The organism is Flavobacterium sp. CHNK8 (assembly GCF_019774515.1).
Classification (GTDB): domain Bacteria; phylum Bacteroidota; class Bacteroidia; order Flavobacteriales; family Flavobacteriaceae; genus Flavobacterium; species Flavobacterium tiangeerense.
On record NZ_CP081492.1, the window covers coordinates 1,412,181 to 1,427,933 of the forward strand.

Below are 15,753 nucleotides of genomic sequence, written 5' to 3' on the forward strand. Positions count from 1 at the left end.
TTTGATTTTATATTTCAGTTGTCTTTTTTACTTAGTAAAAAAAGCAATTACGTTATTAAATATTTATTAACAAAGGTAACTATTATTTAATTAATACAAATAATACTCTTTTAATGACCTAAATAGCCGATAAATGACTAGTTTTTGAGGGTAAATGATATTGTTCTATGTAAATTAAGATCTAATTTTATCTTGTTTTTAAAAAATTGATTAAAATCTATATTTATTGTTTTTTTGATTTTTATAAACTATAAAGTGATAGTTAATTAATTTGCTAAATCTTTGAAAATCAAATATTTGTAATATATAACTTGCCTTACAAATAAATACGTTTTTTTTTTGTACTTTGGTTTTACTTTTAGTTCAAGTTTAATCAGTTAATAAATGCCAAATAATGTAAAATATGAAAAATTTAATTTTGGTTAGGCATGCAAAGTCGAGTTGGGAAGTTCCCGTTCAGGATAAAGATAGAGTTTTAACATGTAATGGTATGAAAGATGCTCATCTTGTAGCAGGTCATGTCAAGTCTTTGTTGCCAAAAACATTTACTATATGGTGCAGTACTGCCAAAAGAACTACAAATACGGCGTTAATTTTTGCACAAAATTTTTTGTTTCCGCTTGACAGTATCATTTACAAAGACGACCTTTATACCTTTGATAGAAAACAGCTCCAAAAAGTGGTTGAATCTTGTCAAGATGACATAGAGAGTTTGATGATTTTTGGTCACAACGAAGCCATCACTGATTTTGTCAATCGGTACGGGGATGTGTCCATAGATAACGTTCCTACTTCAGGCTTTGTTTTTTTAAAGTTTGATTCGCCACATTGGAAAACCATTAAAAAAGCTAAAACAGAACATATACTATTTCCGAAAGATTTAAAATGAATAAAACGTTAGCATACAAATATATTGATAGAGAAAAAAGCTGGTTGGCTTTTAATGCAAGAGTTTTGCAAGAAGCGGGTGACACTTCGGTTCCATTATTGGATCGTTTGCGATTTTTAGGCATATTTTCGAATAATTTAGATGAATTTTTTAGAGTTCGATTTGCAGCCATTAGACGATTAAGCTTAACCGGAATTACAGGTGAAAAGTATCTTGGCGGAATTTCAGCACAACAACTAGTAAAGGATATTACAGAGATTGTTATTGAGCAACAATCTGAAAGTTTACGAATTCTAAATATTATAGAAAGTGAACTAGAAACAAAAAATATTTTCATCATCACTGAAGCAGATATTTCTATTGAGCAAGAAATTTTCTTGAAAGATTTTTTCATTCAAAAAGTGAGTCCTGAATTGGTGACTATTATTTTGAATGATTTGGCTGAATTTCCTGTCCTCAAGGATACCTCTGGTTATTTAGCTATAAAATTGGTTATGAAAAAGGACGATGAAGTACGTTATGCAGTCATTGAAATTCCAAAAACCATCAACCGCTTTGTGGTCTTGCCATCTCACGATGAAAAGCAATATATAATCCTTCTGGATGATGTGATCCGACACAATTTAAATAATATTTTCAACATTTTTGATTATGAAAGTGTTTCGGCACACATGATAAAAATCACTAGAGATGCGCAACTTGACATTGATAGTGATTTGAGTAAAAGTATGATTGAGAAAATTTCCTTGAGCGTAAAAGATAGGAGAATAGGAGAGCCAGTACGATTTATTTACGATCAATTGATTGAAGAGGATACATTGAATTTTTTCTTGGATAAAATGAAAATTGTATCTACAGACAGTATTATTCCAGGTGGTCGATATCATAACAGAAGGGATTATATGGATTTTCCTAATTTAGGGAGATTTGATTTATTGTATGAATCGAAACCGCCGTTGCCTATTCCTGGATTAAGTTTAGAGGGAAGTATGCTAGAAAAAATAAGCGAAAAAGATTATTTGCTGAATGCTCCATACCAGTCTTTTTCATACTTAACCAAGTTTTTGAGAGAAGCCGCGTTAGACCCAAAAGTGGTTTCAATAAAAATTACGTTGTACCGTTTAGCCAAAAATTCGCAAATCATTAGTTCCTTAATTAATGCTGCCAAAAACGGAAAAAAAGTTACGGTTCAAATTGAATTGCAAGCTCGCTTTGACGAAGCATCAAATATATCTTATGCTGAGCAAATGCAGCTTGAGGGTATTGAACTTATTTTTGGTATTAAAGGATTAAAGGTACACAGTAAAATATGTGTTATCGAAAGAGTAGAAAACTATAAAATAAAACGTTATGGTTTTATCTCAACGGGGAATTTTAACGAGTCAACCGCAAAGGTTTATACAGATGTAACACTTTTTACTAGTCATCAGCAGATCTTGAAAGATATCATGCGAATTTTTGAGTTTTTTGATATTAATTATAGAGTACATCGTTACAAACATTTAATTGTTTCCCCACATTACACAAGAACTAAGTTTGTAAAATTAATTGACAGGGAAATTATTCATGCACTGGCAGGAAGAAAAACACATATAAAACTAAAAATGAATAGTTTGTCTGACTTTGCCATGATTGATAAACTTTATGAAGCCAGTCGAGCCGGTGTGAAAATTCAACTAGAAGTACGAGGGATATGTTCCTTAATTCCTGGAATTCCTGGTATGAGTGATAACATAGAGGCAATTAGTATAGTTGATAATTATTTAGAACATTCAAGAGTGTATATTTTTGGGAATGCGGGACAAACAGAAGTCTATATTTCATCGGCTGATTTTATGTCTCGAAATCTAGATGGTAGGGTAGAAGTTACCTGTCCTATTTATGATCAAGATATTAAAAAAGAACTGATTGATAATTTTGATATTGGCTGGAAAGGAAACGTAAAAGCAAGGTTTCATTCTCATAAATTTGATAACAAATACCGCCCTAGAAACCATAATCCTATCTTTAGAGCGCAGCTAGAAACGTACCGTTATTATGAAAAAAAACTAGAGGATGCTACTAAGAAAGAAAATTTAGCATAGTTTTTGTTTTACCAATTACAATTTAACCTGAATAAGATCCGTCACCTTGATCAGGAGTTTCAAATACAAGAAATATGATTCAAATAAAAAAATACGCTGCAATTGATATTGGCTCAAATGCAATGCGATTGTTAATAGTCAATATTGTGGAACAAGACGGTAAAGAACCGCAATTTAATAAAAGTTCCCTTGTTAGGGTACCTATCCGTTTAGGGCAAGATGCTTTTACAGTGGGTGAAATTTCTGCAGAGAATATCGATAGAATGTGCGATGCGATGAAAGCTTTTAACTTGCTAATGAAGGTGCACAAAGTAGAGCGTTATATGGCATTTGCAACATCGGCTATGCGCGAAGCGTACAACGGCAAAGAGGTAGTTGCTATCATTAAGAAAAAAGCCGATATAAAAATTGAAATTATTGATGGCAAAAAAGAAGCTGCCATTATTGCTTCAACTGATTTACACCATTTATTAAAATCAGATCAAACCTATCTTTTTGTAGATGTGGGTGGTGGGAGTACGGAATTTACACTATTTTCTAATGGTAAAATGATAACTTCTAGGTCTTTCAAAGCAGGAACAGTGCGCTTACTCAATAACATGGTTTGTGATGTAGTGTGGGACGAAATTGAAAAATGGATTAAAACCAACACGCAAGAATATGACGAGGTTACACTCATAGGTTCAGGTGGGAATATCAATAAATTATTTAAATTATCGGGTAAAATTCAGGAGAAACCATTGTCATACATTTACATGAATTCACAATATTCTTTCTTGAATTCATTATCTTATGAGCAAAGAATATCAGAACTGGGATTAAATCCAGATCGAGCTGACGTAATTATTCCTGCAACGCGTATCTATATGAATGCTATGAAATGGAGTGGTGCCCGAAATATTTATGTACCCAAAATAGGTCTTTCTGATGGAATTGTAAAAGCCATGTATTACGGTAAAATATAACGTTTTTCTTTTATAATTAAGCGTCTAAATCTAATCCAAATGTGGTGCGTAAAAGCTCTATATTTGGATTTATTTGTAGCAACCTGTTGTAGCGGTCTTGGTCGTTAAAACTTCTTTTTGTTTCTATAGTTTCGTTGACAACTACATTGATAGTAATGTCATGATTGTGTAAATGGCCTTTTAAATAGCCTAACAATCCGTGTAATTCTTTTTCAAAATCTAGCTTAGATCCTTCGTTTGGCAACTCAATTGTTATGGTTGTTCCGTCGAGTTTAGGATCGTTTATGAGAAGTAAGGATTCCATTATTTTAAATCCCTTGTCGCCTAATCGTTGTGCATATTTGTTCCAATACACTAACATTTCAGTCTCTGTAAAAGATTCGGTTGGCAAGTGAACAGTTTCTTTTACGATTCCTTTACTGCTCTCCTCTAATGCTTTTTTGGCTCGGATACTAGCGAGTGAAAACGCTGAGACTTTTGGTTCTCCGGTGGTTGAAACGGGAGTAGCTACAACAGGAATTGGAATTACTTTAGCTGGCTGTTGTACTAATACCTCAGCTGGAATTTCTGGTTTACTTTCAGGTGCAGAAGTAGAGGTTACCGCCGTTTCTATTTTTTTTGCGACACTTATGGAGTAGTCGTTTTTTCTAAAATATGTGGGTGGAATTATATATTGCTCAACTTTTTTTTTTCTCCATCAATAGTGATAGAGGCAAGTTGCATCAAACAAAGTTCTACAAGCAATCGCTGGTTTTGACTCAATTTGTATTTTAAATCACAATCGTTAGTAATATCGATTCCTTTCAATAAAAAATCTTGACTGCATTTTTGAGCTTGTGCACCATACATTTGCTGGGCTTGTTCTCCTACTTCTAACAAAGTTAAAGTAGCCGGAGTTTTAGATACTAACAAATCTCTAAAATGCGATGCTAGTCCTGATACAAAATGATGCGCATCAAAACCTTTGGCAAGGATTTCGTTAAAAGCCATTAATAATTCTGGAATTTTATTTTCCAAAATCAAGTTGGTCATGTTGATGTACGTTTCGTAATCAAGCACATTCAAGTTCTCCGTAACGGCTTGACGGGTTAAGTTTTTCCCGCAAAAGGAAACGACTCTATCAAAAATAGAAAGGGCATCACGCATGGCACCATCCGCTTTTTGCGCTATAATGTGCAGGGCATCGTCTTCAAAAACTACACCTTGACTAGCAGCGACTTCGGCAAGATGTTCTTTGGCATCTTTTACGGTTATTCTTTTGAAATCAAATATCTGACAACGAGAAAGTATTGTAGGGATGATTTTATGTTTTTCGGTCGTGGCCAAAATAAAAATGGCGTGCTTAGGCGGTTCTTCTAATGTTTTTAAGAAAGCATTAAAAGCTGCCGACGACAACATGTGCACCTCATCGATAATGTATACTTTATATTGCCCTGTTTGGGGTGGGATTCGAACTTGGTCAATTAAATTACGAATGTCATCTACAGAGTTGTTTGAAGCGGCATCTAGTTCAAATACATTGAAAGCAAAATCTTCAGTAGGATCATCATATCCAGGCTGATTGATTTTGCGAGCTAAGATACGTGCGCAAGTGGTTTTACCCACACCACGAGGACCTGTAAACAATAAAGCAGATGCTAAATGGTTGCTTTCTATAGCATTGAGCAAAGTGCTTGTAATGGCTTTTTGTCCTACAACATCTTTAAAAGTTTGTGGACGGTATTTACGGGCCGATACAACAAATTGTTCCATAGCATTTTTATTGGATAGCAAATATAGGCTTTAATTTAAAGATGCAAAAATTTAAAGATTGAAAGATTTTATATTTTAAAGTGCACTTCCTTTTGACGAAATTTCCTAGCCCAGATAGAAGTGAAAATCCTTATACGCCGGTCCCGAAACCTCGGGATGGCGGATAAGATTGTAACGAATAGCTAAAGAAAGCTCCTGATAAAAAGTGATGTTTAGAATTTGATTTTCAAGTTTTGAACAGATAAAAAACACTAAGAATTTCTATCTTTGATGGTGAGATCTAGTAAAACTTTGGCAGCATCATTATCTGAATTTGCTGCGTAACCTGCTACAAAAACTCCTTTCTCTCCTGAAACGGATTGTATACCATAAACTGTTGCTTCGTCATCTGGATTTGATTCCCCTTCGTATCTATAAATATGTTGGATTTCGTAATGACTTGGGTTTTGTATAATGTCTTGGTCGTTAATGTTAAAATCAACAGTAAATCCTTTTTTTTTTAATTCGTCTAAGGCTTTTGAAACGCTGGCGTAATGATACATTTTTGACATAGTATTGTTTTTATAGATAAGATGGTAAGGTAACTGTTTTATTATGAATTGGTTGTGAAGGTCTTGTTAAAGTAAGTGGTAGAAAATGAGATAAAAAGATTTAATAATGCTAAATTTGCCGTTGCAGACCGCCTTATCGTCGTCTTGTCTTATTGGGCGAGAGGGAGGAAAGTCCGGACACCACAGAGAAGCATAGCGGGTAACACCCGTCGGTTTCGTCTTTACGGATGAAATTAGGACAAGTGCAACAGAAAGTATGTACAGGTAATGCTGTAGTGAAACCAGGTAAACTCTATGCGGTGAAATATCAAGTATATCAGCATTTAAGGGTATCTCGTCCGTTGCTGAAGGGTAGATAGCTTGAGTCCAAGAGTAATTTTGGATCTAGATAAATGATAAGGGTTTTGAGTAATCGAAATACAGAATCCGGCTTATAGGTCTGCTTTTTTTCTTTTTCCACTTTTTTTTGTTACTCTATCGTCATAGATTTTAGTTTGCTTCTATAGGCTTCAAGTGCAACCGACTTTGATATAAAACCATAATATTTTCCTTCTTTAAGTACAGGTAAGAATGCTTTTTTCGACTTTTCGAATTTATTCATGACTTGTTCCATACTGTCAAAGGGTGCAATAGTTTCTACAGGTGCCATCATGATTTCTTTCACCAAAGTATATTTGACACGATAAGTGTTAAAAATGATTTCGCGAATATCATTAAAATGGACGATTCCAAGTAAGTTTTGTTGGGTATCAATGACACCAAAAATGACTTGATTCGAATGCGAAATGAGGTCGACCAAGCGTTCCAAATTTTCATCAGGAGTTACCGTTAAAAAATCAGTTTGAATGATAGTGTTAGTCTCTAATGTTGAAAGTATATTCGTGTCTTTGTTACTGGTGAAAGCATGCCCTTTTTCGACCAAATTTTTAACATCCATAGAGTGTTTTTCAAAACGTTTAGAAATAGCAAAACTGATAGAAGCCACAATCATAAGAGGAATCATTAAATTATAACCCCCAGTTATTTCGGCAATCAAGAAAATAGCGGTTAGGGGCGCATGAAATAATCCACTTAATATTCCCGCCATTCCTACTAGTGTGAAATTGCTAACGGGTAATTTTGTGAGTCCTGTGAGGTTTAGAAATTTAGAAAAAAAGAATCCTACATAAGAACCTAAAAACAAGGAAGGAGCAAAATTACCTCCGTTACCACCACTATTGATAGTGATACTGGTTGCAAAAACTTTGAGCATCATAGTGGCACCCACAAATAGTAAAAGCACCCAACTATTGTTTCTAAAGTCACTAAAAAGAGTGTGTTCTAGTAATTTACCAGGATCACTCTCTGAAAGGGTTTTGATGCTTTCATAACCTTCACCAAAAAGAGTGGGGAAAACGACGATTAATAAAGCTAAAATACTTGCGCCAAAGAGCCCTTTCTTGAAGGGAGAAAATTTTAAGCGTCCAAAAAAATGTTCTACTCTTTGAAAATTTCTAGAGTAGTACACGGCTATTAATCCTGTAAAAATACCAAGAAGTACATAGTATAAAATGTTGTGGTAATCAAAACTTTGTTGTTGTTTGAACGACAAAAGAATTTCCTCATCCAATACAATTACAGATACGAGTGCTCCCGTAGCAGCGGCAATCATGATGGGGGTAAAGGCAGCTATACTAACATCAACTAATAAAACTTCAATGGCAAATAGAACTCCAGCAATGGGTGCATTGAACGCAGCTGCAATTCCTGCAGCTACACCACAGCCTATCAAAAGAGTTCTGTCTTTGTAGCTTAATTTATAGTTTTGAGCATAATTTGATCCAAAAGCAGCACCGGTAATTACAATAGGACTTTCTAGACCTGCTGATCCGCCTAGTCCAACAGTTAGTGAGCTCGTTACAATTTGGGCATACATTTGTTTCCTAGGAATTATACTTGCTTTTTTTGCAACAGCATATAGTATTTGAGAAGTTCCTTTTTGAATGCTTCCGCCCAATACTTTTTTTACCACTAGAATAGTTAGTAAAATTCCAATTATGGGTAATATACTAGTCAGAAAACCAAGTTTTAAAATGCCACTTACGTACGTTGCAAAAATAAACACCCAGTGTGCAAAAGTTTTCAATACAATTACTGCAAAAGCAGCTGAAATACCCACTAATACTGCTGATAAAAAGATAAATTGTTTGGGAGTCAATATAGATTGCGCTACTGAAATAACGGTTTCTAACCTTGAAATATATTTTTTAAACATGATTTTTTAAATGATTCACAAAGCTACATTATTTTAAGCGAACCACTATTTTTAAGGGCTTCTTTTGTGCTTAAAGGTTTTAATTTATTCGAATTTACAAAAAAAAGGATCGCTTCAGGATTTGTTTTAGCATATTCACGTAGCGCCCAACCGATGGCTTTTTGAATGAAAAATTCAGAGGAATTGGCGTATTTTAAACAGAGCCAAAAAAGGAGATCTGAATTCGTTTTTTGTTTGTATCCCAATTGAAAAAGAATCAAACTACGATGCAACCATATACTCTCTTGACTTGAAAATCTTGTGATAACGTTCTCAGTTTCGGTGGAGAATTGCTGTAAATAGTCTCCCAAAATGTATTTTGCTATGGTATCAATGCTATCCCACCAAGAATGCTGCAATATTAGTTTTTCAATCCATTCTATATCTGAAATACTATAAGCCTTGTTCTTTTCTTTTATTATAATTTCAATGGCGCAATAATGGAATTCTCGTTCTGGTTTTTTAAAAAGAGTTTGAGCAATTTGTACAGAATGATGGTGTACTTCTTGTTGATTTTGTTTCCAAATTTCTTTAAATAGTTCTCTTCTTTCGGTGGTGCGAATACCAAAAAAGGAAAACTTATTGCGCATGTATTGCGACATTGCAAAAGCTTTTTCTGTATTTCTATTTTGTTCAAACGCGTTTTCGAGTGTAGAGATAAAGTTCATGGAGACAGAATTTAAAAAGATTGTTTCGGTTTTTTAGTTACAACTTAAAACCCAACCGCTTTGTTGTCACCTCTTCTATCAGCACCGCCTTCAAGTTTGCCATTCGGTAAAACTAAAATGGCATCTACAGCACCTATGATTTCTTTGTCTTTTTCATTGATAGAGTAGCCTTTTTGTTTGAGTTGCGATAGCAAATCTTTGTTGAAAGAATTTGGTTCGAAAATAATTTCATCAGGCAACCATTGATGGTGAAAACGAGGTGCATCTACTGCCTCTTGCATACTTAAATTAAATTCATATACGTTTAAAATAGTTTGTAAAACCGATGTGATAATGGTTGAACCTCCCGGAGTTCCTACTACCATGTAAAGTTTTTTATCTTTTTCGATGATGGTGGGAGTCATGGAACTTAGCATTCTTTTTTCAGGGGCAATACTGTTGGCTTTGCTTCCGGTAAGACCGTAAAGATTTGGAACATCTGGTTTTGCACTAAAATCATCCATTTGATTGTTCAAGAAAAAACCCAGTTCATCACAATATATTTTGGAACCATAATTATCATTTAAGGTTGTTGTTGCGGCTATCGCATTCCCAAAAGAATCTACAATAGAGTAGTGTGTGGTTTGATCACTTTCATATCCTGTTATTTCACCGTGTGCAACATCTGAAGATTTGGTGGCTTTGTCAAAGCTGAAAGTATTCATTCTGTTTTTTAAGTACTTAGCATCAAGCAATTGAGAAGTTGGAATTTTTACAAAATCAGGATCTCCAAGAAAAAAGTTACGATCAGCATACGCTCTGCGCTCGGCTTCGGTAATCAATTGAATCGATTTTTGACTGTTGTGTCCCATTTGCGAAAGCGGATAAGGTTCTACCATTTTCATAATCTGATTCAAACAGATTCCACCACTACTGGGTGGCGACATAGATGTTATTTTTAAATCTTTATAATCAAATGTAATTGGTTTTCTCCATTTTGCTTCGTACTTCTTTAAATCCTCAAGAGTCATAGCGCCGTTCTTCTGAGTGAGAAAAGCAATCAGTTTCTCTGCTGTTTCTCCGCTGTAAAATTCCTCTTTTCCATTGTTAGCTATTCTTTTTAGAGTATTCGCTAACGCTATGTATTTGATAGTATCGTTAGCTTTATAAACTTGAGAGAATAAGCTGTTTGGTCCGTTTTCTTTAATAAAAACCGCTCTAAAATCTGCTAGACTTTTAGCTTGATTGGGTGTTACAACTACGCCTCTTTCTGCGAGAGCAATTACAGGTTTTAATACTTCACTAATAGAAAGTGATCCGTATTTTTTGTGTACTTCAAAAATGCCTGCAATGGTTCCGGGTACACCTGATGCATGAGCTGTTGCTGTACTTTTACCTTTTATAACATTTCCATTTTGGTCTAAAAACATATCGTTTTTTGCCGCCAAAGGTGCTTTTTCTCTATAATCAATAGAGCCAGTTTCGCCGTTTGCTTTTCTGTAAACCATAAAACCTCCGCCACCTATATTTCCCGCTTGCGGATGGGCTACAGCCAAGGCTAATTCGGTAGCAACCATAGCGTCAAATGCGTTACCTCCTTTTTTCATTATGTCGACTCCTATTTGTGAGGCTTCTTCACGCGCAGAAACCACCATTGCTTTGGAAGTCACAAGTCCGGTGGGATTTACTGCTTTTTCTTGGGATTTACATCCAATAGCAATTAGGAAAAGTAACGGAAATAATTTTTTCATAATGTTGATTTTTTGTGGTTTACAAATGAGATTAATTCAGTAAAAAAAAGAATAAAGTCATTTTCAAATTCGCTGTAGAATTCTTTTAATTCATTGCTTGCAAATCTCATTTGGGATTGGTTTTTAGTGCGTTTGTCCATTTGGGTTAAAATTCCATGTATACCTTCAACTGTTTGGTAACTTACAAGCCAATTTTGATCTATCATGTAAGGTAACATACCTTTTGTTTTCTCTGATAGTACGCTGTAATTATGGTGCAGGGAGTCGTAAAAACGGGCAACAAAATCTTCTAGTTTTTCAGTAGAATAATGCGTCCAGTTTTTGGCTAAAAAGTGATCGTAAAAAACATCCACAATCACTCCAGCGTAATGATGGTATTTTTCATGAAGTTTTTTTGTACTTTGTCTAAAGATAGGATGCGCATCAGTAAAAGTATCAATGGCTCGATGTAAAACAATACCTTTTTGAATTTCTAACGGGTAGCTTTCATATTGACTACCCCTAATTCCATCAGCCATGAAATTGCCAATTTTTAGTAAATCATTTTCGCCAGAAAGGTAAATGTGTGCTAGGAAATTCATGAGATTGCTTTAAAGATTTATAGAATGAAATTTTACGTTCATTTCTATTTTATAGGCTTCAATTCTTATATTTGTCAGCAATTTAAAATTTAAAATTCAATTTATAAAATATATATCAATGACTTTAATAAAATCAATATCAGGAATTCGAGGTACAATAGGTGGAAATGTAGGGGATAACCTTACTCCTGTTGATGCTGTGAAATTTGCATCGGCTTATGGAACTTGGTTAAAAAACTACAGTAAGAAAGATAAAATCACGGTAGTTGTAGGACGTGATGCTCGTATATCTGGACCAATGATTCATAATTTAGTAGTAAACACCTTGATTGGTTTGGGTATTGATGTGATTGATTTAGGACTTTCAACTACTCCAACAGTTGAAGTTGCTGTACCACTTGAAAAAGCTGAGGGCGGAATAATATTAACGGCATCGCATAATCCAAAACAATGGAATGCTTTGAAATTATTGAACGAAAAAGGGGAGTTTTTAAATGGTGAAGAGGGACTTAAAATTCTTGAAATTGCGGATAGCGAAGGTTTTAATTTTTCGGATGTGGATGATTTAGGAACTATCACAATCAATGATGCCTACATGGACATACACATTGACGAGGTTTTAAACTTACCATTAGTAGATATTGAAGCTGTAAAAGCAGCAAAATTTAAGGTTGTTGTTGATGGAGTAAACTCATCAGGTGGAATTATTATTCCTAGATTATTAGAATTAATGGGCGTTGAAGTGGTAGAACTTTACTGCGAACCTAATGGTCATTTTCCTCATAATCCAGAGCCTTTGAAAGAGCATTTAACCGATATTTCGGAACTGGTTGTAAAAGAAAAAGCACATTTAGGAATTGTTGTAGATCCTGATGTAGATCGTTTGGCATTCATTTGTGAAGATGGCGAAATGTTTGGCGAAGAATACACGTTAGTGGCTTGTGCCGATTATGTTTTGAGTAAAACTCAAGGAAATACGGTTTCTAATATGTCATCTTCTCGTGCTTTACGCGATGTTACAAACGCACATAACGGAAACTACGAAGCCAGTGCCGTAGGTGAGGTGAATGTAGTAGAATTGATGAAAAAAAATAATGCAGTTATTGGTGGTGAAGGAAACGGTGGAATTATCTACCCAGAGCTTCATTACGGACGTGATAGTTTGGTAGGAGTAGCATTGTTTTTGACGCATTTGGCTAACAAAAAAATGACGGTTTCGGCATTGCGTGCTTCGTATCCCGAATATTACATGAGCAAAAATAAAATTGAATTGACACCTCAAATTGATGTAGATGCTATTCTTGTTGCGATGACAGAGAAATACAAGAACGAAGATATCACAACTATTGATGGTGTTAAAATTGATTTTTCCGAAAATTGGGTTCACCTTAGAAAATCAAATACAGAACCTATTATTAGAATATATACTGAAGCCGCTACTCAACAAAAAGCAGATGAACTTGCAGAACGAATAATAGATGAAATTAAAGCAGTTGCTGGTATTTAATGAATAGAATTTTTAAACCCTTTTGTATTTTTCAAAAGGGTTTTTTAAAAATAATACAATTGTAAGTCTAAAGATGTGTTTTTTTCGTAGATGATACTTAGTTTGAAAAGGGTTTTCGATTTTTCTGTTGTATAATAAAGATGAATTGTAAAACGAAATAAAAAAGATTTAAAATTTATATTTATGAAAAAAATTTCCGCACTTCTGGTTTTGTGTTCATTTCTATTTGTTGCTTCTTGCTCAAGTGATGAAAATAATTCTAGTCCTGATGCTGTTACAGTTGATAAAAATTTGAACAAACAGCAAACCGGTAGCTCTGCAAATGATTTATTATCTGATAGGAAATTTAAAAGTTTGGTAATTGAAGTTGTTTATGTAAATGGTTTTGAGCCTAGTACTGCGGCCATAACAAACTTTGTTAATTTTTTAAATGCTAGAACTTTCAAGCCAGTAGGTATTACGGTCGTGAAACGCGGGATCCCTTCACCAGGAACGGCACCATATTCAAACGAGGAAATAGTAGCTATTGAGGATGCTAATAGAACTAAATACAATTCGGGAGACCAAATTGCTGTTTGGGCTTTTTTTGCAGATGGAAAATCAGATAAAGATGCCGGAAATTCATTTGTACTAGGAACTGCTTATCGCAATACTTCATTTGTTATTTATGAACAAACGCTCCATGGTTTGAGTGATAGTGCTTTTGAACCCAATAGAAGCGTGCTGGAAACCACAGTAATTACTCATGAATTTGGACATATTTTAGGTTTGACAAATTTTGGAACTGCAATGCAAAGCAATCATGAAGACACTGATAATCCTAAACATTGTAATAACAAATCGTGCCTAATGTATTGGACATTTGATTTGAGTGCTGCAATAGGTAGTATGGGTTCTTCAAGTACTATACCGCAACTTGACTCCCAATGTATTGCGGACCTTCGTGCCAATGGAGGAAGATAGTAGGCAAATAATTTATTTTCTTAAATTTTCAGGAATTCGAAAAATAATTATGATTCATAAGTACACTTTTTCTGGATTTTTGTTGGCAACATTAAAATCATTAAAATGTTACTTTCAATTGAATTAATATGAAGTGAAAATGACTCAATTTAAATAAATCAAAGCTGTTAGGGATTTCAATTTGGAGAAATTACAATAAAACCTTTATCTTTGATGTAAATTAAGAGTGCCATGAATGTAGTAGCAACTAAAACGGAGTTAGAACTTTATTTTGATCAATTTAGAAATCATATTATTGGTTTAAACCAAGAATTTGAATCACCTTACGGGAAACAAAAAATTGTCTACACTGATTGGACCGCAAGCGGAAGGTTATACCGACCAATTGAAGAAAAATTAATGAATGAATTTGGCCCTTTTGTAGCCAATACACATACTGAGACCACCATTTCTGGGACTGCCATGACAAAGGCTTATCACAAAGCACGTCACATCATCAAACATCATGTGAATGCTAGTGCTGATGATGTTCTCATAACAGATGGAACCGGAATGACAGGTGTGGTAAACAAGTTTCAAAGAATATTGGGCTTAAAAGTTCCTGAAAATCTAAAGAGTTTTATCACGATTCCTGCCGAAAAAAAGCCGATTGTTTTTATTTCGCACATGGAACATCATTCAAACCAAACGTCTTGGCTAGAAACAATTGCTGATGTTGAGGTAATTCCAGCTACTGAGGATGGACTTTTTAGTTTAGAAAATCTAGAAAAATTATTAGATAAATATAAAGAAAGACCTTTTAAAATTGCATCCATAACATCATGCTCTAATGTTACGGGTATCAAAACGCCTTATCATGCGGTAGCCAAAATGATGCATCAAAACAACGGATTATGTTTTGTTGATTTTGCTTGTTCAGGCCCATACGTAAAAATAGACATGCATCCCGAAGATCGAGAGTCTTATTTAGATGCTATTTTCTTTTCTCCACATAAGTTTTTAGGAGGTCCAGGAACTTGTGGTATCCTTGTTTTTAATAAAAAATTATATCAAAATGTAGTGCCAGATAATCCAGGAGGTGGAACCGTAAGTTGGACAAATCCTTGGGGGGAACACAAATACATAGATAATATTGAGGATAGAGAAGATGGTGGAACTCCCGGTTTTCTTCAGGTTATAAAAAGTGCACTGGCCATTCAACTCAAAGAAAAAATGGGCGTAGATCAAATTTTGAAAAGGGAGCACGAAATTGTAGATTATATTTTTTCTTCATTAGGATTGATTTCCAATATTAAAATTTTAGCCCCACAACATCAAGATAGACTGGGTGTTATTTCTTTTTTTATTGAAGACCTGCATTTTAATTTGGGCGTGAAATTATTGAATGATAAATTTGGAATTCAAACACGTGGAGGATGCAGTTGTGCAGGCACATACGGACATTTTTTACTGCATGTTGACCAAGAAACCTCTAATAAGTTAGTCAATGAAATTTCGCTAGGAGATTTAATTAGAAAGCCAGGATGGATCAGGATGTCAATTCATCCCACTACCACAACTGCTGAAATTGAATACGTGTGTAACGGAATCAAAGCGTTAGCCGAAAATCATGCAACATGGGCATTAGATTATGATTACAACCCAATTAGCAATGAGTTTGTTCATAAAGAAGCTCAGCCACTAGAGGATAATCTTGTGACAAGTTGGTTCTCTTAATAAATTACACTATTGCTATTTGTAAAAAAACTTTAGACCAAAAATAAGACTCAA

14 protein-coding genes and 1 other RNA gene are annotated in these 15,753 nt (G+C 34.5%); 8 read left to right on the forward strand and 7 right to left on the reverse strand.

What is annotated here, in order from left to right; translation table 11 throughout:
• Window positions 1-403 precede the first annotated feature (403 nt).
• From K5V07_RS05940 to K5V07_RS05950, 3 genes are all read left to right on the forward strand, one after another.
• Window positions 404-889 carry a histidine phosphatase family protein gene (locus tag K5V07_RS05940; RefSeq protein ID WP_221916759.1) on the forward strand — a complete coding sequence of 162 codons (486 nt, stop codon included), beginning with the start codon at window positions 404-406 and terminating at the stop codon, window positions 887-889.
• On the forward strand, window positions 886-2,973 hold the full coding sequence (ppk1, locus tag K5V07_RS05945; RefSeq protein ID WP_221916760.1) for a polyphosphate kinase 1: 2,088 nt from the start codon (window positions 886-888) through the stop codon (window positions 2,971-2,973). The genes K5V07_RS05940 and ppk1 overlap by 4 nt, the downstream gene beginning before the upstream one ends.
• Before the next feature lie 74 nt (window positions 2,974-3,047).
• Window positions 3,048-3,938 carry a Ppx/GppA phosphatase family protein gene (locus tag K5V07_RS05950; RefSeq protein WP_182650966.1) on the forward strand — a complete coding sequence of 297 codons (891 nt, stop codon included), beginning with the start codon at window positions 3,048-3,050 and terminating at the stop codon, window positions 3,936-3,938.
• Between the two features lie 16 nt (window positions 3,939-3,954).
• Here K5V07_RS05950 and K5V07_RS05955 read toward each other — a convergent pair whose 3' ends face one another.
• Entirely contained in the window at window positions 3,955-4,329 is a 375-nt protein-coding gene (locus K5V07_RS05955) for a DNA polymerase III (RefSeq protein WP_244289553.1), read from the reverse strand.
• A gap of 49 nt (window positions 4,330-4,378) precedes the next feature.
• Between K5V07_RS05955 and K5V07_RS05960 the strand changes: the two genes are divergently transcribed.
• Window positions 4,379-4,576 (forward strand): hypothetical protein, encoded by a 198-nt coding sequence (locus K5V07_RS05960; protein ID WP_221916761.1) that lies wholly within the window; start codon window positions 4,379-4,381, stop codon window positions 4,574-4,576.
• Window positions 4,577-4,604: 28 nt separating this feature from the next.
• On the opposite strand, the gene dnaX is transcribed toward K5V07_RS05960, so the two are convergent.
• Window positions 4,605-5,690, reverse strand: coding sequence for a DNA polymerase III subunit gamma/tau (dnaX, locus tag K5V07_RS05965; RefSeq protein WP_221916762.1), 1,086 nt, complete (start codon window positions 5,688-5,690; stop codon window positions 4,605-4,607).
• A 251-nt stretch (window positions 5,691-5,941) separates the two neighbouring features.
• On the reverse strand, window positions 5,942-6,241 hold the full coding sequence (locus tag K5V07_RS05970) for a hypothetical protein (protein WP_221916763.1): 300 nt from the start codon (window positions 6,239-6,241) through the stop codon (window positions 5,942-5,944).
• A gap of 120 nt (window positions 6,242-6,361) precedes the next feature.
• Between K5V07_RS05970 and rnpB the strand changes: the two genes are divergently transcribed.
• An RNA gene (gene rnpB, locus K5V07_RS05975) (RNase P RNA component class A) lies at window positions 6,362-6,691 on the forward strand.
• Window positions 6,692-6,710: 19 nt separating this feature from the next.
• On the opposite strand, the gene K5V07_RS05980 is transcribed toward rnpB, so the two are convergent.
• From K5V07_RS05980 to K5V07_RS05995, 4 genes are read right to left on the reverse strand one after another with little or no spacing between them, the layout of a single operon-like run.
• Window positions 6,711-8,495 carry a chloride channel protein gene (locus K5V07_RS05980; RefSeq protein ID WP_221916764.1) on the reverse strand — a complete coding sequence of 595 codons (1,785 nt, stop codon included), beginning with the start codon at window positions 8,493-8,495 and terminating at the stop codon, window positions 6,711-6,713.
• A gap of 23 nt (window positions 8,496-8,518) precedes the next feature.
• On the reverse strand, window positions 8,519-9,202 hold the full coding sequence (locus K5V07_RS05985) for a DNA alkylation repair protein (protein WP_221916765.1): 684 nt from the start codon (window positions 9,200-9,202) through the stop codon (window positions 8,519-8,521).
• Window positions 9,203-9,246: 44 nt separating this feature from the next.
• Window positions 9,247-10,932 carry a gamma-glutamyltransferase gene (gene ggt / locus K5V07_RS05990; RefSeq protein ID WP_221916766.1) on the reverse strand — a complete coding sequence of 562 codons (1,686 nt, stop codon included), beginning with the start codon at window positions 10,930-10,932 and terminating at the stop codon, window positions 9,247-9,249.
• A complete protein-coding gene (locus K5V07_RS05995; RefSeq protein ID WP_221916767.1) occupies window positions 10,929-11,513 on the reverse strand; it encodes an ACP phosphodiesterase in 585 nt (194 codons plus the stop codon). Before K5V07_RS05995 ends, ggt begins: the two co-directional genes overlap by 4 nt.
• A gap of 118 nt (window positions 11,514-11,631) precedes the next feature.
• Between K5V07_RS05995 and glmM the strand changes: the two genes are divergently transcribed.
• The 3 genes from glmM to K5V07_RS06010 all read left to right on the forward strand — a co-directional run bounded on the left by glmM (window position 11,632) and on the right by K5V07_RS06010 (window position 15,699).
• Window positions 11,632-13,020: a phosphoglucosamine mutase gene (glmM, locus tag K5V07_RS06000; RefSeq protein WP_221916768.1), complete on the forward strand. Its 1,389-nt coding sequence runs from the start codon at window positions 11,632-11,634 to the stop codon at window positions 13,018-13,020.
• A 183-nt stretch (window positions 13,021-13,203) separates the two neighbouring features.
• A complete protein-coding gene (locus tag K5V07_RS06005) occupies window positions 13,204-13,983 on the forward strand; it encodes a membrane metalloprotease (protein ID WP_221916769.1) in 780 nt (259 codons plus the stop codon).
• Between the two features lie 231 nt (window positions 13,984-14,214).
• Window positions 14,215-15,699, forward strand: coding sequence for an aminotransferase class V-fold PLP-dependent enzyme (locus tag K5V07_RS06010; RefSeq protein ID WP_221916770.1), 1,485 nt, complete (start codon window positions 14,215-14,217; stop codon window positions 15,697-15,699).
• The last annotated feature ends 54 nt before the right edge of the window (window positions 15,700-15,753 follow it).